Origin of the sequence: Paenibacillus sp. USHLN196 (genome assembly GCF_037144955.1) — a bacterium.
Lineage (GTDB): Bacteria > Bacillota > Bacilli > Paenibacillales > Paenibacillaceae > Paenibacillus > Paenibacillus xylanexedens_C.
In genome coordinates this window covers 235,117-250,460 of sequence record NZ_JBBCYH010000004.1, presented here as the reverse complement: position 1 = coordinate 250,460, position 15,344 = coordinate 235,117, and the positions used below count along the sequence as shown (strand labels likewise).

The window sequence follows — 15,344 nt, the reverse complement described above, 5'->3', positions numbered from 1 at the left end:
GCACGAGTCTCGATTCAAGCTTGCTCCATTGTTATCCCGTTATATCTGGGCAAAAAAAACGGAAGGGCCTTCAAACCCTTCCGTTCTGCCAATCCTAACCCAATATTATGGTTGTTGTGTATCTGTTGTTTGTGAAGTATCAAAATCATTTTTGTTTCCAATTTTGATTTTCAGATCCAACTTCTTACCATCACGCACAACATTCAATGTCACTTCACTGCCGATTTCCTGTTTCTTGATAAAATCAATCAGATCCTGACTTGTAGCGTAAGGCGTACCATTCGCACCTGTAATGATGTCATATGCACGAAGATCCGCTTGGTAAGCCGGCGATTGGAAGATCGTGCTGGCTACAACTGAACCTTCGGTCACATCTGTTCCCATTTGTTTAGCAACTTCAGGTGTGAGAGCCATCAGAGATGCACCGATAAAGGGTACTGGCTCTTTGGGAACTTCTTTGTTCTCTTTGAGATATTTAACCGCTTCAGAGATGACACTTGATGGGATCGCAAAACCAATCCCTTGTGCATCTGCACTAACCGCAACATTCATACCGATAACTTCTCCGTTCAGGTTAAGCAACGGACCACCGGAGTTACCTGGGTTAATCGAGGCATCCGTTTGCAGCAAGTGGCTGTATTCACGTGTTTTGCCCGTTTCTTCATCCGGAATGCTGATCGTACGTTCTTTGGCACTCAGTACACCTGCTGTAACGGTGTGTTCAAATCCTTCCGGATTACCAATAGCTACAAGCCATTCACCGACTTGAGTACTGTTGGAATCACCCAGTGGAGCTACAGGGAACGCATCGTCACCACTATTTTTCTCGATTTTCAACACGGCGAGATCCAGATCATAGCTGCTTCCCAGTAATTTGGCTTCATAAGGCTTGCTGTTGTTTTCCAGCGTAACCTGAATTACATCTGCACCCTGAACCACGTGCTGGTTCGTCAGAATATATCCTTCTTTGTCAAAAATAAACCCGGAACCAATGCCCATAGGCACAAGCTGATTACTGCTTTGTGGCTGCTGGCTTTGGCCTTGATTGCCTTCCGTTCCGCCACCATTACCGAAGAAGTATTGGTACAGCGGATCGCTTGTATTCGATCCACCCTGACCAGCACCTGTACGTGAGGACTGCTTCGCGAGTGTTTCGATTTTGACGACAGCCGGACTTGTACTTGTTACTACGGAAGAAACATCTTCTTTGCCTGTTGGCAGTAACGACGCGGTTACATTGTTGCCTCCGCCTGTGTTCGTGGATGCTTCCTGTCCCGAGCTTTGACTGTCCGCGTTCGTAAGTGCTGTCTCCGGTGTGAACATGTTCGTTCTGTCAGCTGTGTACATGAGAACGGTAATGACCAACATCCCTGCAATAAAGGAAAACAGAAGTGATCTTACGGAAGAGCGCGGCTTGCGGTTATTATAATTCCAATTGCCTTTGCCGCCATTCCCTTGATCTCCACCATTACCTGAGCCGTTTCCGCCGACTCCGGACGATCTTCTCGCTTGCTCGGATGATTCGTTGTTATAGTAAGTAGGTACGGGTCTCACCGGTTCAGGTTTTGTAATCTCTACATTGCCTTCTTCACGCTGATTATTACTTCCCATGTGATTTGCTGTATCTTCCTGATTTACGGACTGAAAAGGTCCATAAGAATAATAATAGGAGGATTCGTCCGTTCCGGAAGAATTGCGATTCTCCGTTTGTTTGATTTCGTTTTCATCGTCTTGACGGTTCGATCTATAATTACGTTCGTCCATGCCTCTCTACCTCCCAATCTCTTATTCGCAAGAGATATTCTTTAACTGTCCTTATTTTGTACTTTAAACCTTAACCGTACCTTAAAAACAATTAAAAAGGAGATAAAAGCACGTAAGAATAGATTATTTTCCCCGTCATGACAGCATTTTACCCTTTCGTTTTCACCCAGCCCTGACGATGCGCATAGATAGCCAATTGTGTACGATCATCCATCTCGCATTTCATCAGCAGGTTACTCACATGTGTTTTGACGGTTTTGATACTGATATGTAATTCTTCTCCAATGTCTTTGTTGGTCTTTCCCTCTGCAATAAGCAGCAGCACTTCCTTCTCCCGTTCAGTCAGACCCGATTCACTCTCTCTCGCTGTACGTTGTCTGATTCCCCGGGTTAATGCCTGCGACACATCACCTGTCATCACAGGCATGCCTCTGTAAGCCCCTTGAAGAGCATAGATCAGTTCTTCGGCCGACACTGTCTTCAGTACATAACTCACCGCACCCGCTTCAATTGCTTGAACAACAAGATCATCTTCCAGGAAACTGGTGAGCATCACAATCTTCATCTTCGGAAATTCAGTCATGATGGCTTTTGTTGCTTCAGCACCATTCATTATTGGCATCATCAGATCCATCAGGATCAAGTCCGGCATTTCACTATCATTTAACTTACGCAACTGATCAAGAGCATCCTGCCCATGGCTCGCTTCCCCCATCACATGAAAAGTAGGTTCCAGCATCAGATACGTTTTCAATCCCATGCGTACCATATCATGGTCATCCACAATCATCACGTTTACTTTACCACTCATTCCGTCTCCCCCTCTGGTTCACTCAGGAACGTTCGGGAATTTCGGGATGAATACCCGTACCGTCGTTCCCGCTCCCGGCTTCGATATAATTTGAACTTGCCCCCCAAGCTTCTCCGCCCGTTCACGCATCGTGGATAATCCGTATGACCCTGGACGCTCGGCTTGCTGCAAAAATCCCTGGCCATCATCGCTGATGCTCATGCTGATCTGATGTTCACTTTCCCGTATGGACAGACTGACCAACCCCGCCTCTGCATGCTTCACTACATTGGCAACGGCCTCCTGGATAACAAGAAACAGCTGGTGCTCAATGGCATCCGAAATTCCGCCATCCAGTTCCAGCTCTTTCACACCTTTAAGGCCATTCTGCCTGCAATAATCAGGAAACCAGCTATCCAGTGCCGCGGAGAGATCTCGCCCCTCCAGCTCCACTGGTCGAAGCTGGGCAATAAGACCACGCATCTGACGCTGTGCAATATGTGACATCTGAATCAACTGATCCAGTACTTTACCGCCATGTTCCGGGTTCATCTCCAGCAGACGCGGCAAGGACGAAGCAGACATATGCATCGCGAACAGCTGCTGGCTAACCGTGTCATGGAGGTCCCTTGCCATACGTTTGCGTTCTTCCAGCACCGCCCGTTCCGAGGCTTGCTCCTTCTCAATGACTTCCTGCTCACCGAGGCGCTGAAGCAGTCTCATCTTTTTTTCAATCGAATCCATCATGACATTGAACTCCTGATAGACACGACCAAACGAAGCATCATCCGCTTCAGGCATGCGAACTGACAGATTGCCCTTGGACACTTTCAACATATTGAGATCCAGCAGATCGATCTTGCGCTGAAGCCGCAAAGCAGCGATGTACCCGGTGATAACGGTGGCCAGCACCACAACGGCAACATAGGTCCATGCCCGCTGACGCCCAGCCCCCATCAGCACCTCTCCATATAATAGATAGAATCCGCCCAGCGTAATCAGACCAGTAAGCGCAAAATACATCATCAGTTCCCATTTGTTAGCCTTGAGAATTGTTCGAATCATGCGTTAACCCACCTTATTGACTTTGACGTCCCCGATAAACACACTCACAATAATCCGTACCTTTTTGCTTGCTTCACGATAGTGGGCAGTTTCAGCCTGGGCACTACTCAGGAAACCACCGCGTTTCTGGTTCAACAATGACATGTCTCCAATGAAGGAATTCGTCGTCACTGTCACGCCCAGATCCATATCTTCCGGTACAAATACTTTCACATCCCCAATAAATGAAGAAATGACAATCTTCGTCTCACCATAAGGAATCTGTGCTTTGGTCAAATCAATTACGGTATCGCCGATAAAAGCCGAGATGTTCATGGGTTTCAACGAGAATACTTCCTGCCCCATGTACAGATCACCGATGAACGCCGATTTGTTAATTGTATTGCCACTGCCATAATCCCCATAACCATTTCCGTAGCCATCATCATAATGTTTTCCATACTCGGTATCGTTAGAGTTATACGATTGATATTTCTTCTTAAACTGCTGCCCTTGTGATGATGAATCTGTTGATCCTGTGAACTGAGGGCCATGTGCATCGTTCTTCTGTTCCTGTTTCGGTTTGCCAAATGTTTTCTCGAACTGTTCGTCAAACGACGATGGCATCTCCAGATCCTCCGGAGACAACGGTTTATATGGTTGCTCTGGTGCTGGAGGCGGCTGCATCTTGTCATGATGTTTCCGATCACGACGTCGTGGCCCAATCAGCACGAACAAGCCTCCGCCAATCAGCATAATCGGAATCAAATAACGGATGAACTCCCCCATGGAGTAATCAATCCATCCCAGGTTACGGGCTAGGAAGTAACCACCGATAGCCAGGACTATTACTGGTCCAATGAAGGCGTACCCCCCATTACGACGAATCTCGGATATACCTTTGACCCCCCACCAGATCAGAAATAACGGCCAATATGTTCTGAAAATATATCCAACATCAATGTCATATCCCAATTGTCTGAACAAGATCATCGCACCAATAGCAATAAGAGGTATGCCAACCCACCAGCGGTCACGCGTAGATCGTTTCATCGCTCATGTCTCCTTCGTCTGTATTATGTATCCAGTGTAACTCAGACAAGACAATGAGAACAGCGGCGGCAGGTGGAAGTTATCTCGGTCTCGAGACTGAGATGGGAGGATATTTATGTAAAAAAATCCGCATATGTAAAACACCCCGGAGCTTTTGCTCCAGGGTGCTGAATCTTTATCTTCAATTATTTCTGAAATTTCCCTGCACGGCCTTGGTTTGTTTGACCCGTGTTTTCTACACCGAACTCGGCATTGAATTTTTCATCAGGTGTTTGGAAATTATCTTGTACTTTGTTTTGAGCGGATTGTTTCACTTTAGCTGCTGCATTCTCTTCTCCAAACTCTGCATTGTACTTCTCGTTCGGCGTTTGGTACCCTTGTCCTTGAGTTTTCTTAGCCACAACGAATCACCTCTCTCTTCATATTTACGTTGCATTTCTGCACCGCGGGGTTCGTCCCCAGTCAATATTATGTGAAGAGAGCACCTCAGTTATTCATGTGACCAGGTGAAATTATATGGCCTTGTCCAGCCACGAGTCCGGTACGGATTTGTACACGTCGATCGCATCTGCCAACTCGTTCAGCATCTTTTCTGTGCATTTCCCAGCGCCTTGCCTGATTACCTGTACCTCAACGTCCTTTTTGCCCCATTCCTTGTACACTTGCTTCGTTGTCGGAAAATACAGATCGATTTTATTGCCTTTGATCGCTGAACCGGTATCTGCAACAATTCCGTATCCGTAGCCCGGAATATACAGAATGGAGCCCATTGGGAATAATTTTGGATCAGCTGCTATCGTGGAAACCGTTTCTTTATCACGACGTACTTTTACACCGGAATACGTAATTCCGTATTGTGGGTGTTTAGGTCCTTTTCCTGTAGACTCGACCCCTGCCGTATATCCCGTTGCTGTCACCTTTTGTGTACCCAGTACTTGTTCAGAACGCGGAGCAAGCACCGGCATAGCTGGATCAGTCAATTGTTTCTCGGGAAGCTCAGGCCTTGGAATGACCATTGGTTGCGGTGACCATAGTAAAGCCATATACACCATGGTCGTCAGCTGTGCCTCATCGCTGTATTGATCGCTTACATGTTCCGAAAATTTCTGATCAGACTTGCCTGAAGTCTCAATAATCGAAGCTTCACTGTTTCGACTCTCGACATGCAGTACCGCACTTTCCTCTTCAAATGTATAAGCATCCGCCCGATTCAGGCTGATCATCATTCCGGCGAACATCACGCAGCCAACCAGTAAACACCGTATATTTTTCTTTTGAATTGAGAATTGCTTTTTCATTGTATAACCTCCCCCTCACTGCAAAGGTTTTCCAAAAAGCAATTAATCTATACTTTTCACACCAAACACTACGAAAAAACGCCTGAATAACATAGGTTAATCCCATGTTATCCAGGCGTTTCTGATTGATCAGTGCAACTTATGCACTGGTTATTCGATAATACATTTGTTCAATTACACCAAACGTGTTGAAATTTCCTCTTTCAGTTGAGCGATAATCTCATCAACCGGTTTCATGCCTAGATCGCCTTCTCCGCGCTTACGCACGGATACCGCTTCTGCATTACGCTCATTCTCACCTACGACAAACATATAAGGCATTTTCTCAAGCTGCGCCTCACGAATTTTATATCCAAGCTTCTCGTTTCGCAGATCGGCTTCAGCAGAGATTCCCGCACGTTTCAGCTTCGCTTCTACTTCACGCGCATAATCGTCGAAGTTTCCGGATACCGGAATAACCTTGGCCTGTACCGGAGACAACCATAGTGGGAAAGCTCCTGCAAAGTTCTCCAGCAAGAATGCTGTGAAACGTTCCATTGTACTAATTACCCCGCGGTGAATAACGACTGGACGGTGTTTTTGTCCGTCATCTCCCACATATTCAAGTTCAAAGCGCTCAGGCAACAGGAAGTCCAGTTGAACCGTAGACAATGTCTCTTCTTTGCCCAGTGCTGTTTTGATCTGCACATCCAGTTTCGGGCCATAGAACGCCGCTTCACCTTCAGCTTCATAGAATGGAAGGTCAAGTTCTTCCACAACTTCACGCAGCATGCGTTGGGACATCTCCCACATCTCGTCGTTCTGGAAGTATTTCTCGGTATCTTTCGGATCGCGATAGGACAGACGGAAACGGTATTCGTTGATACCGAAATCTTTGTATACCGTTTGAATCAACTCGATAACACGAGCGAACTCTTCTTTGATCTGATCCGGGCGTGCAAAAATATGTGAGTCGTTCAGAGTCATTGCACGCACACGGTGCAGACCTGTTAACGCCCCAGACATTTCGTAACGGTGCATCATGCCAAGCTCGGCAATCCGGATCGGCAGATCACGGTAGCTGTGCATGCTGGACTTGTACACCATCATATGGTGAGGACAGTTCATTGGACGGAGAACGAGTTCCTCGTTATCCATCACCATTTTAGGGAACATATCTTCCTGGTAGTGCTCCCAGTGTCCGGATGTTTTATACAATTCCACGTTACCCAGAACCGGTGTGTATACATGCTGGTATCCAAGGCTTTCTTCCAGATCCACAATATAACGCTCCAAAGTCCGGCGCAGTTTTGCACCGTTAGGCAACCAGATTGGCAGGCCTTGACCGACCAGTTGGGAGAATGTGAATATTTCCAACTCTTTACCGAGCTTACGGTGATCACGTTTGCGAGCTTCTTCAAGGAAGTGCAGATGCTCGTCCAACTGTGCTTTTTTCACAAAAGCCGTACCATAGATACGTTGAAGCATCTTGTTTTTGCTATCTCCACGCCAGTATGCACCAGCCACATTCATCAGTTTGAATACTTTGATTTTGCTAGTCGATGGTACGTGAGGACCACGACACAAGTCGAAGAATTCCCCTTGCTCATAGATGGTAATTACGCTGTCTTCCGGCAAGTCACGAATCAACTCAAGTTTGTAAGGATCGCCTACTTCTTCAAACGTTTTAATCGCGTCCTCGCGGCTAACTTCCTTACGTACAATTGGCAAGTTCTCGTTCACAATACGTTCCATTTCCTTCTCAATCTTTTGCAGATCTTCAGGATTGAGCGGGTGTTCGAGGTCCATATCATAGTAGAAACCATCTTCGATGACAGGGCCAATGCCGAGGCGTACCTCTTTATTACCATATAAACGTTTCACTGCTTGAGCCATCAAGTGAGCTGTACTATGACGCATCACTTCAAGTCCTTCTGGTGAATCCAAAGTTACGATCTCCACCAATGCTCCTTCATGAAGTGTTGTGGACAAGTCCACCACGATGCCATCGAGCTTGCCCGCTACGGCATTTTTGCGTAATCCGCTGCTAATCGAAGCTGCTACATCCTCAATGCTGCTACCATCAGCGTACTCCCGTACCGAACCATCCGGTAATTTAATGTTCACTGCCATTTGTCTCATTCCTCCTGTAAATGTAACCTTCGTGTCCAGATGTTCATGGACTGATTATCTATTGCTGTTCCAGTCATTATGCAAAGGAACGCAAAAAACACCCGTCCCGGCAAAGGGACGAGTGATATATACTCGTGGTTCCACCCTAATTCAGCTGATTCATTCCTATTCGGAATACAGCCCTCATTGGCATGGCGATAACGGGCATGACCCGGCAGATCCTTACTCGCGGATAATCCCAAATAAAGGCGATATCAGACTCCACTTTCAAAATTGCAGCTACAAAGGGGTAAACCATACGTGATATCCGGAGGAAATTTCAGCCTGGGTTCCTCTCTCTGCACCGATCTTGCGTGTGGTTGTTGTCTTTGTCAACGCTTTTGGTTCAATGGTACACATGAAAAATTCATGGATCAACAGTTATTATAATTGCCGAGATCACTTGCGTCAAGACCTGTCAACAATCCTGAGCGCAGCACTTCGCATTCCGGACATTGATGACATATTTGGACCTTGTCTTCAAAGATCTGGCATATGGTCGAGATAATCGGCAGATCGGGGGTACGCGTATGCAACATAACTTTCTCAGGAGAGATCGAGATGAGTGTACTCACAATCATATCTTCGATATCCATTTCCAGTTCCAGACCCGGCATCTCCACGACAACCTGCTCATCCTTTTGCACGGGTAACAGATTAAGTCCAGCATCAAGCACCTGAAATTCATGCATGCCCTTGTGTACAAGATGGACCAGAGGTACTTTGGCTTCCTGAAAGAATACAAAATATTTTAACAGTCCCATAAACTCTTCATACTGCCGATCCATCCAGAACTCATCGAGCGCATAATCCACTAGTTCCTGAAGCTCCTGCTTATATGGCCGTATGCGAAAATTGATAATACCTTCAAGGTGAAAAAAGTGAACGTCCTCCATCCTGCCGTAGTCCACTTGCCAACGTATTACGGCGGCGTTCCCGAAGTCCAGGCTGATCCAGATCACCGTTTAATAGTAGAGGCATGCAGATCCGATTAACCTTCTCCACCTCATGTTCATCCATGACAGAACACGCTTTGGCGATCATATTCTCCACCATGTTCCGTTCTTGTGTATCCATAATGAAGTCGGCGAGTCCAAGGGAGAGAAGATCACTGATTCGGGGAAGCCATTGCTGAAAGTCTTCGTGATTTTCATTCCCTCTGCACACCCAAGTCGCTCTTCCATCATTATGTTTGAAGGTGAGCCGGAAGCCTCTTTTACTTATATGTAAACCTTTGGTTTTTTCCTTGACACAACGATAAAATTGATCTGCTTCCTCTTGCCCCGATACATCGGTCCATACAGCGAACAGTTCCACTAGAATCACTCCTTTCCTTCCTGTTCAAAGTATATGGCAAGGCCGATGGGGATATACGAAGCGGATTGATGGAAAGCGTGTCATGATTTCTCAGTATATTATGAAGAGGTTTGGAGTTAAGACAAAAATGTGTTATTATTTTAATAACAGTATGTTTCACGGAAAAGGAGGGAAGCCAAAATGAGACAACAACCTAGAATACTCCACTACACCATTATTATCATTTTGTGCGTATTCCAAGCCTTGTGCTTCCCTATTCCAATGCAGTCCGAATCTGCCGTTGGGGTGTCTGTTGATGCAACTTCCAACAAGGAAGTTTTGTTGCAAATACCCGAATCCCAGCAGAAACCTGTCATTCGCAAATACCCACAAGTCATGTCCAAGCTGATTGCGGTTACGCATAATAAGCCTGTCTTTCTTGTCCTCGCATTGGTATTGATGCTGCGAATCCCTACACCGGGTCTGTCCTTTAAACCGTGGTATTGTCTGTTTAAACGCAGACTATTTCTGCTGCCTATCAAGTTTACCAGTATGTATGTATCCCTCACCCCTATGGCACCAAAATACGTGACCGCTCTTCACTAGACGTTACGACGTATTTACAGGTTGCTTTGCATGGAGACACCTCAGCATTTTTAGACGGTGTGCTTGTGCATAACTTATAACCCTTTTAGCACACGTTAGATTAACCAATGTATATGACAGTACCTATTTTTGTTGTACCCACACCGACAAATTCAAATAATATGGCTGTGTCAGGAATTGCTGGCTCTGTTTACCCGCATCATTTGATGTTCCTTTGATCAGCAGATTATTCAACTTCGGGAAATAAGCCTGTCTTCTGTGGCCAGCCCCTAATTATAAGGAGGCACTATCCATGGATGTACGCGAAACAGACTTGCCGGGAATCGGCAAAAAATTTCAGATTGAAACAAGCAGCGGTGATAAAATTGTCATTATTATTCACGATGACGGTCGCCGGGAAATGTACCACTTCGAGTATGATGATCCAGATCAAAGTATCTCGATGATTACGCTTGACGACTACGAAGCACGTCAGATTGCTGCTATTGTTGGTGGATTAACCTACAAACCGAAGCAGCTTGAAAATATTGAAGTCACGTTTGACGACCTGATTATCGAGTGGTACAAAATCGAAGCATCCTTCGGATGTATCGGTAAATCCATCGGCGAATTGGACGTACGTCAAAACTCTGGGGCAACGGTAATTGCCGTTGTAGAGAAAAATCACAAAAAACATATCAGCCCAGGTCCGGAGGTAGTTATCAGTGCAGAATCCACGGTGGTAGCCGTTGGCGAACGCAATCAACAGAAACTGTTTAAATCCCTCCTCCTGACTGGAAGGGGGTAAATAGATGGATCATCTGATATTCGAAGTAGGTCTGGCCCTTGTGCTTATTGCGGCAGCCGGCCTTTTATCGGCAAAACTAAGATTTTCGGTCGTTCCGTTTTATATTCTGATCGGGATGGCCGTTGGGCCTCATGCCATGAAAATCTGGCATCTGGACTTCCGCTTTATTGAAAGTCAGCCTTTTATTGAATTCATGGGTCGGATCGGTATCTTGTTCCTTCTCTTCTACCTTGGACTTGAATTCTCGGTAGGTCGTTTAATTAAATCGGGCCGCTCTATTGCAGTTGGCGGCTCGATCTACATCGGAATTAACTTTACGCTGGGATTAATATTCGGTTTTGTTTCCGGCTTCCCAGTTGCAGAAGCTCTTATTATCGCAGGTATAACTACCATCTCTTCCAGTGCCATCGTGGCCAAGGTACTCGTCGATTTGAAACGAACGGCCAATCCGGAGACAGAGATGATACTCGGTATCATTATGTTCGAAGATGTATTCCTCGCAGTATATATCTCGATCTTGTCCGGACTTGTGCTTAGTGATTCGTCCTCCATCGGAGGCGTCATCATGTCCGCACTTATCGCCCTCGGATTCATGCTTATTGTGATTATCCTTGGACGCAAAGCAACACCGCTCTTAAACAAAGCCCTTAAAATTCGATCGAATGAGTTATTCTCACTCGTTGTATTCGGAGCCTTGTTCCTGGTAGCCGGTTTCTCTGAAACCATTCATGTTGCCGAAGCGATCGGTGCATTGCTGGTTGGACTGGTACTTGCTGAAACAGAACATGCGAAGCGGATTGAGCACTTGATTCTGCCGTTTCGTGACTTCTTCGGAGCCATCTTCTTCTTCAGCTTCGGATTGTCCATTGATCCGTTGTCCCTGGGTGGCGAAGCCGTATGGTTGGCTCTGATTGCAGTTGTTATTACATTGTTTGGTAACTTTTTGGCAGGCATGCTGGCAGGGCGTAGTGCAGGACTATCTCCGAAAGCATCGGCCAATATTGGATTAACCATTGTGTCACGGGGTGAATTCTCCATCATCTTGGCCAATATGGGTAAAGCCGGGGGACTGTTACCAATGATTCAACCGTTTGCCGCGTTGTATGTCCTGATTTTGGCCATTCTGGGTCCTTTATTGACCAAAGAGTCCAAACATGTATTCCGTATTTTAGATAAGATATTCAAATTCAAAGATAATCGGAAAAAGAAAGAAGAACCGAAGGTTCTGCAGAAAGAAGGATAATTCCTTATGTCTGTGCAGACAGACATACTATCGTATTTCACGGCTCTACGCCGATCTTTCTGTGACTAACCCAGGGAGAATGGCTCGAAAGCCGCACTAAGGAGGATGACCTATGAAAGCACCTCTGATATCGGCTAATCCGGTGCCAAACACCGCCAAGACCAGAATATCGTCTTCCCGCCGCTGGTTGAACCTGTTGCTCGTAATCGCGGGCGGAATTCTGGCCTCCGTGGGACTTGAATTGTTTTTACACCCCAATAAGATCATTATTGGAGGCATTACAGGCATTTCCTCACTATTCGCCCACTGGACCGAAATGAGGATTGGATTGTTCTTATTTTTATTCAATGTTCCGTTTATATTTCTGTCCTACAAGATTGTGCAGAAGAAATTTGTACTCGTAACTGTTCTGGGTCTGGTTGTCTTTTCGATCGGTGCCATTGTGCTTCATCCCATGCCGCCACTTGTAGAGCATCCGCTGGCTGCCGCCATGTTTGGTGGTTTGTGTCTTGGACTCGGAATTGGGCTCGTCGTGCGGTATGGTGGGACACTGGATACGCTGGAAATCGGTGATCCGTCTTCCCGCCCACCCGAACGTGTATTTAGCGGAAAACGGATGCTTATCGAAAAAATAATCATGCTTTTTAACTTGTTGATACTGACAGCTGCTGGTGTTGTCTTTGGCTGGGACCAAGCGATGTATTCCGTAATCGCCTACCTTATTGCTTATGAAATGGTGTACATTGCGTTCAGGGGTTTCTCTTCCAAACGCAAAATATGCATTTTGACCACACAAAGCTCTCAAGTTGAAAAAGCTGTACGCAAACGGCTGCGCCGTGAACCTGGAACACTGGGAGCAGCTTCTGACTCAACACAACTTGCTATGGCTGAAGGATGGATTAAACAGATCCCCGGTGCACTTTATTATGAAGTACACGTCTTGGAAATGATCTGGCTAAAATCCATTGTTCGTCACATTGATCCACATGCGGGCATTGTGACGAATCCGGAAAAATAATAATTAAAAAAAACAAAAAAACGCTCTCTTACCCTATGGATGAACAGTTTTGTCCAACAAGGTCAGAGAGTGTTTTTTCTGTTATCAGAATTACTTGATATTATAATTCAACAATGGCTTTCACTACATGTGAATCTGGCAATAGCCACTGATCTATTGCAGTAGGTAACTCATCAAATTCCACTCGGTGTGTGATGTACCCATCCATGCTAATTTTCTTTTGACGCAAGGTTGAGAGTACTTGTTCAAAATCTTCACGGGTTGCGTTTCGGCTGCCCAATATGCTCATCTCGCGCTTGTGAAACTCAGGATCATGAAAGGTAATATCGGCCTTCACCAGTCCTACAAAAATGAGTTGACCACTATGTGCCACATACTGAATGGCTTCATTCATGGAATTCACGTTACCCGTTGCATCGAAGACAGCCGTAGCATAGTCACCTCCCGTGATTTCTGCCACTTGCTGCACAGTACGTTCATTCGCCTGAACCATGTCATCCGCTCCAGCCCAAGTCCGGCTGAGCTCCAGCCTGTCCAGATTACGATCAACGGCAATAACACGCGCCCCTGCCTGTTTGGCGAATGCCATCACACCAAGTCCAATGGGACCTGCTCCTATCACAACCACATGCTCACCAGGCTTGATTCCTGCTCTCCTGACGGCATGGGCACCAATACTTAATGGTTCTACCATTGCCGTCTCATCCAACGTCAAGCCTCCTGCTGAGAGCAGATGTGAGACAGGTACACTGACTCTCTCTCTCATTCCTCCGTCTACGTGCACACCCATGACTTGCATGGACACACAGCAATTACTTTTTCCGCCGCGACAAGCAACACAGTGACCGCAGTGCAGATACGGAATAATGCTTACCTGATCCCCAGGCTGTAACCCGGCAGCGTTCGGACCGATCTCTTCAATAATACCCGCCAGTTCATGACCGAGAACGCGGGGATAGGTAAAGAATGGCTGGTTGCCTTTGTACGCATGAAGATCCGTTCCACAGATACCAATCCGCCGAATGGCAACCAACGCCTCTCCTTCTGCTCGTTCCGGTTGAGGCAAGTCCTGGAGCTTCAATTGATCTATTTCTTCACATACAATGGCTCTCATCGTTGTTCCCCCTTGGATGCTTCTGATGCCGTGTTGCTTGTTGGCTTCGTATTATATTCAGGACGTCCGCTTGACCACGTCTCGTTATGCAATGGAGCCAGAATACGTAGCACTTCTTCCAGCAGACTCTGATCTAACGGTTCTTCTATCCAGGCTGCATTATTGATAATATTGCGCTGGTTGGCACTGCTGACCAGTGTTGTTGGAATTCGTTCATTTGCGGTCGAGAATTGCACGGCCAGCTTGGCAATATCACTGCCTTGTTCTGCACAGAAGCGAGCAGCCTCCAGACAAAGTTGTTTCACCCGTTCATCTGCCGGATGCCAGGCAGGAGCGCCACGAGTACTTAACAAGCCCATAGAGAGAGGCGAAGCATTCACAAGGCCAATTTCTTTCTTTTCCAATAGCGGCAGCAACGATAACAATGAGTTATCATTCAATGCGTAATGACAGTACGAGATAATGGCGTCCGCATCGATCTGTGGCAGAACCTTCTCGAACAATGGCAAGGGCAATCCGCATATCCCCGCATGACGAATAACTCCCTGCTCTTTCAGACGCAGTAACGTCGGAAAGGCTTCTTCTACAATGATCTCTGCTGGTACAAACTCAATATCATGCAGGAATAAAATATCAATATAGTTCGTATGCAGTCGATCCAGACTCTCTTGCACACTATTCAAAATCCGCTGACGTGAAAAATCAAATTCATTTTCTCCATACCGTCCAGCTTTGGTGGATAAAATATACGAACTGCGCGGCAAACTGCGAATGGCCTCACCCAACACCGTCTCTGCCTTCGTCAGTCCATAGTACGGCGAAACGTCTATGTAATTCATCCCCCCATCAACGGCAGCATGTACGGTACGAATACCTTCATCCCGATCTATATCACGAAACACGGAACCGAGTGAGGATGCTCCAAAGCTCAATACAGGCACGTCCAGTTCTGTCTTTCCCAGAATTCTTCTCTTCATCGGTTGGTTTGCCCCTTTCCCGCATGTCTGACTTCACAAGTTCCTTCTCATTGTAACAGTTCAATTTCAATATAAAATATCGGCAATTGCGTAACATGTACTGTTTAATGACCTCGATCCGCGGAAAAAAACAAAAAGCCCGCCTTCTCTCCAAACGGAGTAGTCAGCGGGCTTGCTTCATAAATACTCATCAAATGATCAGG

Annotated in this window: 15 protein-coding genes; 4 read left to right on the top strand and 11 right to left on the bottom strand. The window is 46.3% G+C overall.

The features are described 5' to 3' along the window. Nucleotides 1-105: 105 nt before the first annotated feature. The 9 genes from WFI24_RS11045 to WFI24_RS11005 all read right to left on the bottom strand — a co-directional run bounded on the left by WFI24_RS11045 (nt 106) and on the right by WFI24_RS11005 (nt 9,426). Complete coding sequence (locus WFI24_RS11045) at nt 106-1,764, bottom strand: S1C family serine protease (protein WP_336760709.1); 1,659 nt, start codon at nt 1,762-1,764, stop codon at nt 106-108. 148 nt (nt 1,765-1,912) lie between these two features. Beyond that, nucleotides 1,913-2,575: a response regulator transcription factor gene (locus WFI24_RS11040; protein WP_336760708.1), complete on the bottom strand. Its 663-nt coding sequence runs from the start codon at nt 2,573-2,575 to the stop codon at nt 1,913-1,915. A gap of 18 nt (nt 2,576-2,593) precedes the next feature. Next, nucleotides 2,594-3,619, bottom strand: coding sequence for a sensor histidine kinase (locus WFI24_RS11035; RefSeq protein ID WP_336760706.1), 1,026 nt, complete (start codon nt 3,617-3,619; stop codon nt 2,594-2,596). A gap of 3 nt (nt 3,620-3,622) precedes the next feature. Next, nucleotides 3,623-4,651, bottom strand: coding sequence for a cell wall-active antibiotics response protein LiaF (gene liaF / locus WFI24_RS11030; protein ID WP_336760704.1), 1,029 nt, complete (start codon nt 4,649-4,651; stop codon nt 3,623-3,625). A gap of 185 nt (nt 4,652-4,836) precedes the next feature. Then, nucleotides 4,837-5,052, bottom strand: a complete 216-nt coding sequence (locus WFI24_RS11025; RefSeq protein ID WP_145319771.1) for a hypothetical protein — start codon at nt 5,050-5,052, stop codon at nt 4,837-4,839. Nucleotides 5,053-5,163: 111 nt separating this feature from the next. Beyond that, nucleotides 5,164-5,694 carry a 3D domain-containing protein gene (locus WFI24_RS11020; RefSeq protein ID WP_440131264.1) on the bottom strand — a complete coding sequence of 177 codons (531 nt, stop codon included), beginning with the start codon at nt 5,692-5,694 and terminating at the stop codon, nt 5,164-5,166. Nucleotides 5,695-6,123: 429 nt separating this feature from the next. Next, complete coding sequence (gene thrS, locus WFI24_RS11015) at nt 6,124-8,061, bottom strand: threonine--tRNA ligase (RefSeq protein WP_336760702.1); 1,938 nt, start codon at nt 8,059-8,061, stop codon at nt 6,124-6,126. A 413-nt stretch (nt 8,062-8,474) separates the two neighbouring features. Beyond that, a complete protein-coding gene (locus WFI24_RS11010; RefSeq protein WP_336760700.1) occupies nt 8,475-8,996 on the bottom strand; it encodes a putative sporulation protein YtxC in 522 nt (173 codons plus the stop codon). Then, nucleotides 8,968-9,426, bottom strand: a complete 459-nt coding sequence (locus WFI24_RS11005) for a hypothetical protein (RefSeq protein WP_336760698.1) — start codon at nt 9,424-9,426, stop codon at nt 8,968-8,970. Before WFI24_RS11005 ends, WFI24_RS11010 begins: the two co-directional genes overlap by 29 nt. Nucleotides 9,427-9,597: 171 nt before the next feature. On the opposite strand from WFI24_RS11005, the gene WFI24_RS11000 reads away from it, so the two are divergent. The 4 genes from WFI24_RS11000 (at nt 9,598) to WFI24_RS10985 (ending at nt 13,050) form a co-directional block, all read left to right on the top strand. Then, nucleotides 9,598-10,002, top strand: coding sequence for a hypothetical protein (locus WFI24_RS11000; RefSeq protein WP_336760696.1), 405 nt, complete (start codon nt 9,598-9,600; stop codon nt 10,000-10,002). Nucleotides 10,003-10,294: 292 nt separating this feature from the next. Further along, nucleotides 10,295-10,789 (top strand): cation:proton antiporter regulatory subunit, encoded by a 495-nt coding sequence (locus WFI24_RS10995; RefSeq protein WP_062833468.1) that lies wholly within the window; start codon nt 10,295-10,297, stop codon nt 10,787-10,789. 4 nt (nt 10,790-10,793) lie between these two features. Continuing rightward, a complete protein-coding gene (locus WFI24_RS10990; protein ID WP_145319779.1) occupies nt 10,794-12,032 on the top strand; it encodes a cation:proton antiporter in 1,239 nt (412 codons plus the stop codon). A 112-nt stretch (nt 12,033-12,144) separates the two neighbouring features. Next, the gene (locus WFI24_RS10985; protein ID WP_336760693.1) at nt 12,145-13,050 is read left to right on the top strand and encodes a YitT family protein; all 906 of its coding nucleotides are present in this window, start codon (nt 12,145-12,147) and stop codon (nt 13,048-13,050) included. Nucleotides 13,051-13,150: 100 nt separating this feature from the next. Here the strand turns inward: WFI24_RS10985 and WFI24_RS10980 are convergent, their stop codons facing one another. After that, nucleotides 13,151-14,164 carry a zinc-binding alcohol dehydrogenase family protein gene (locus WFI24_RS10980; RefSeq protein WP_336760691.1) on the bottom strand — a complete coding sequence of 338 codons (1,014 nt, stop codon included), beginning with the start codon at nt 14,162-14,164 and terminating at the stop codon, nt 13,151-13,153. Beyond that, nucleotides 14,161-15,141 (bottom strand): aldo/keto reductase, encoded by a 981-nt coding sequence (locus WFI24_RS10975; RefSeq protein WP_336760689.1) that lies wholly within the window; start codon nt 15,139-15,141, stop codon nt 14,161-14,163. The genes WFI24_RS10980 and WFI24_RS10975 overlap by 4 nt, the downstream gene beginning before the upstream one ends. Nucleotides 15,142-15,344: the final 203 nt, after the last annotated feature.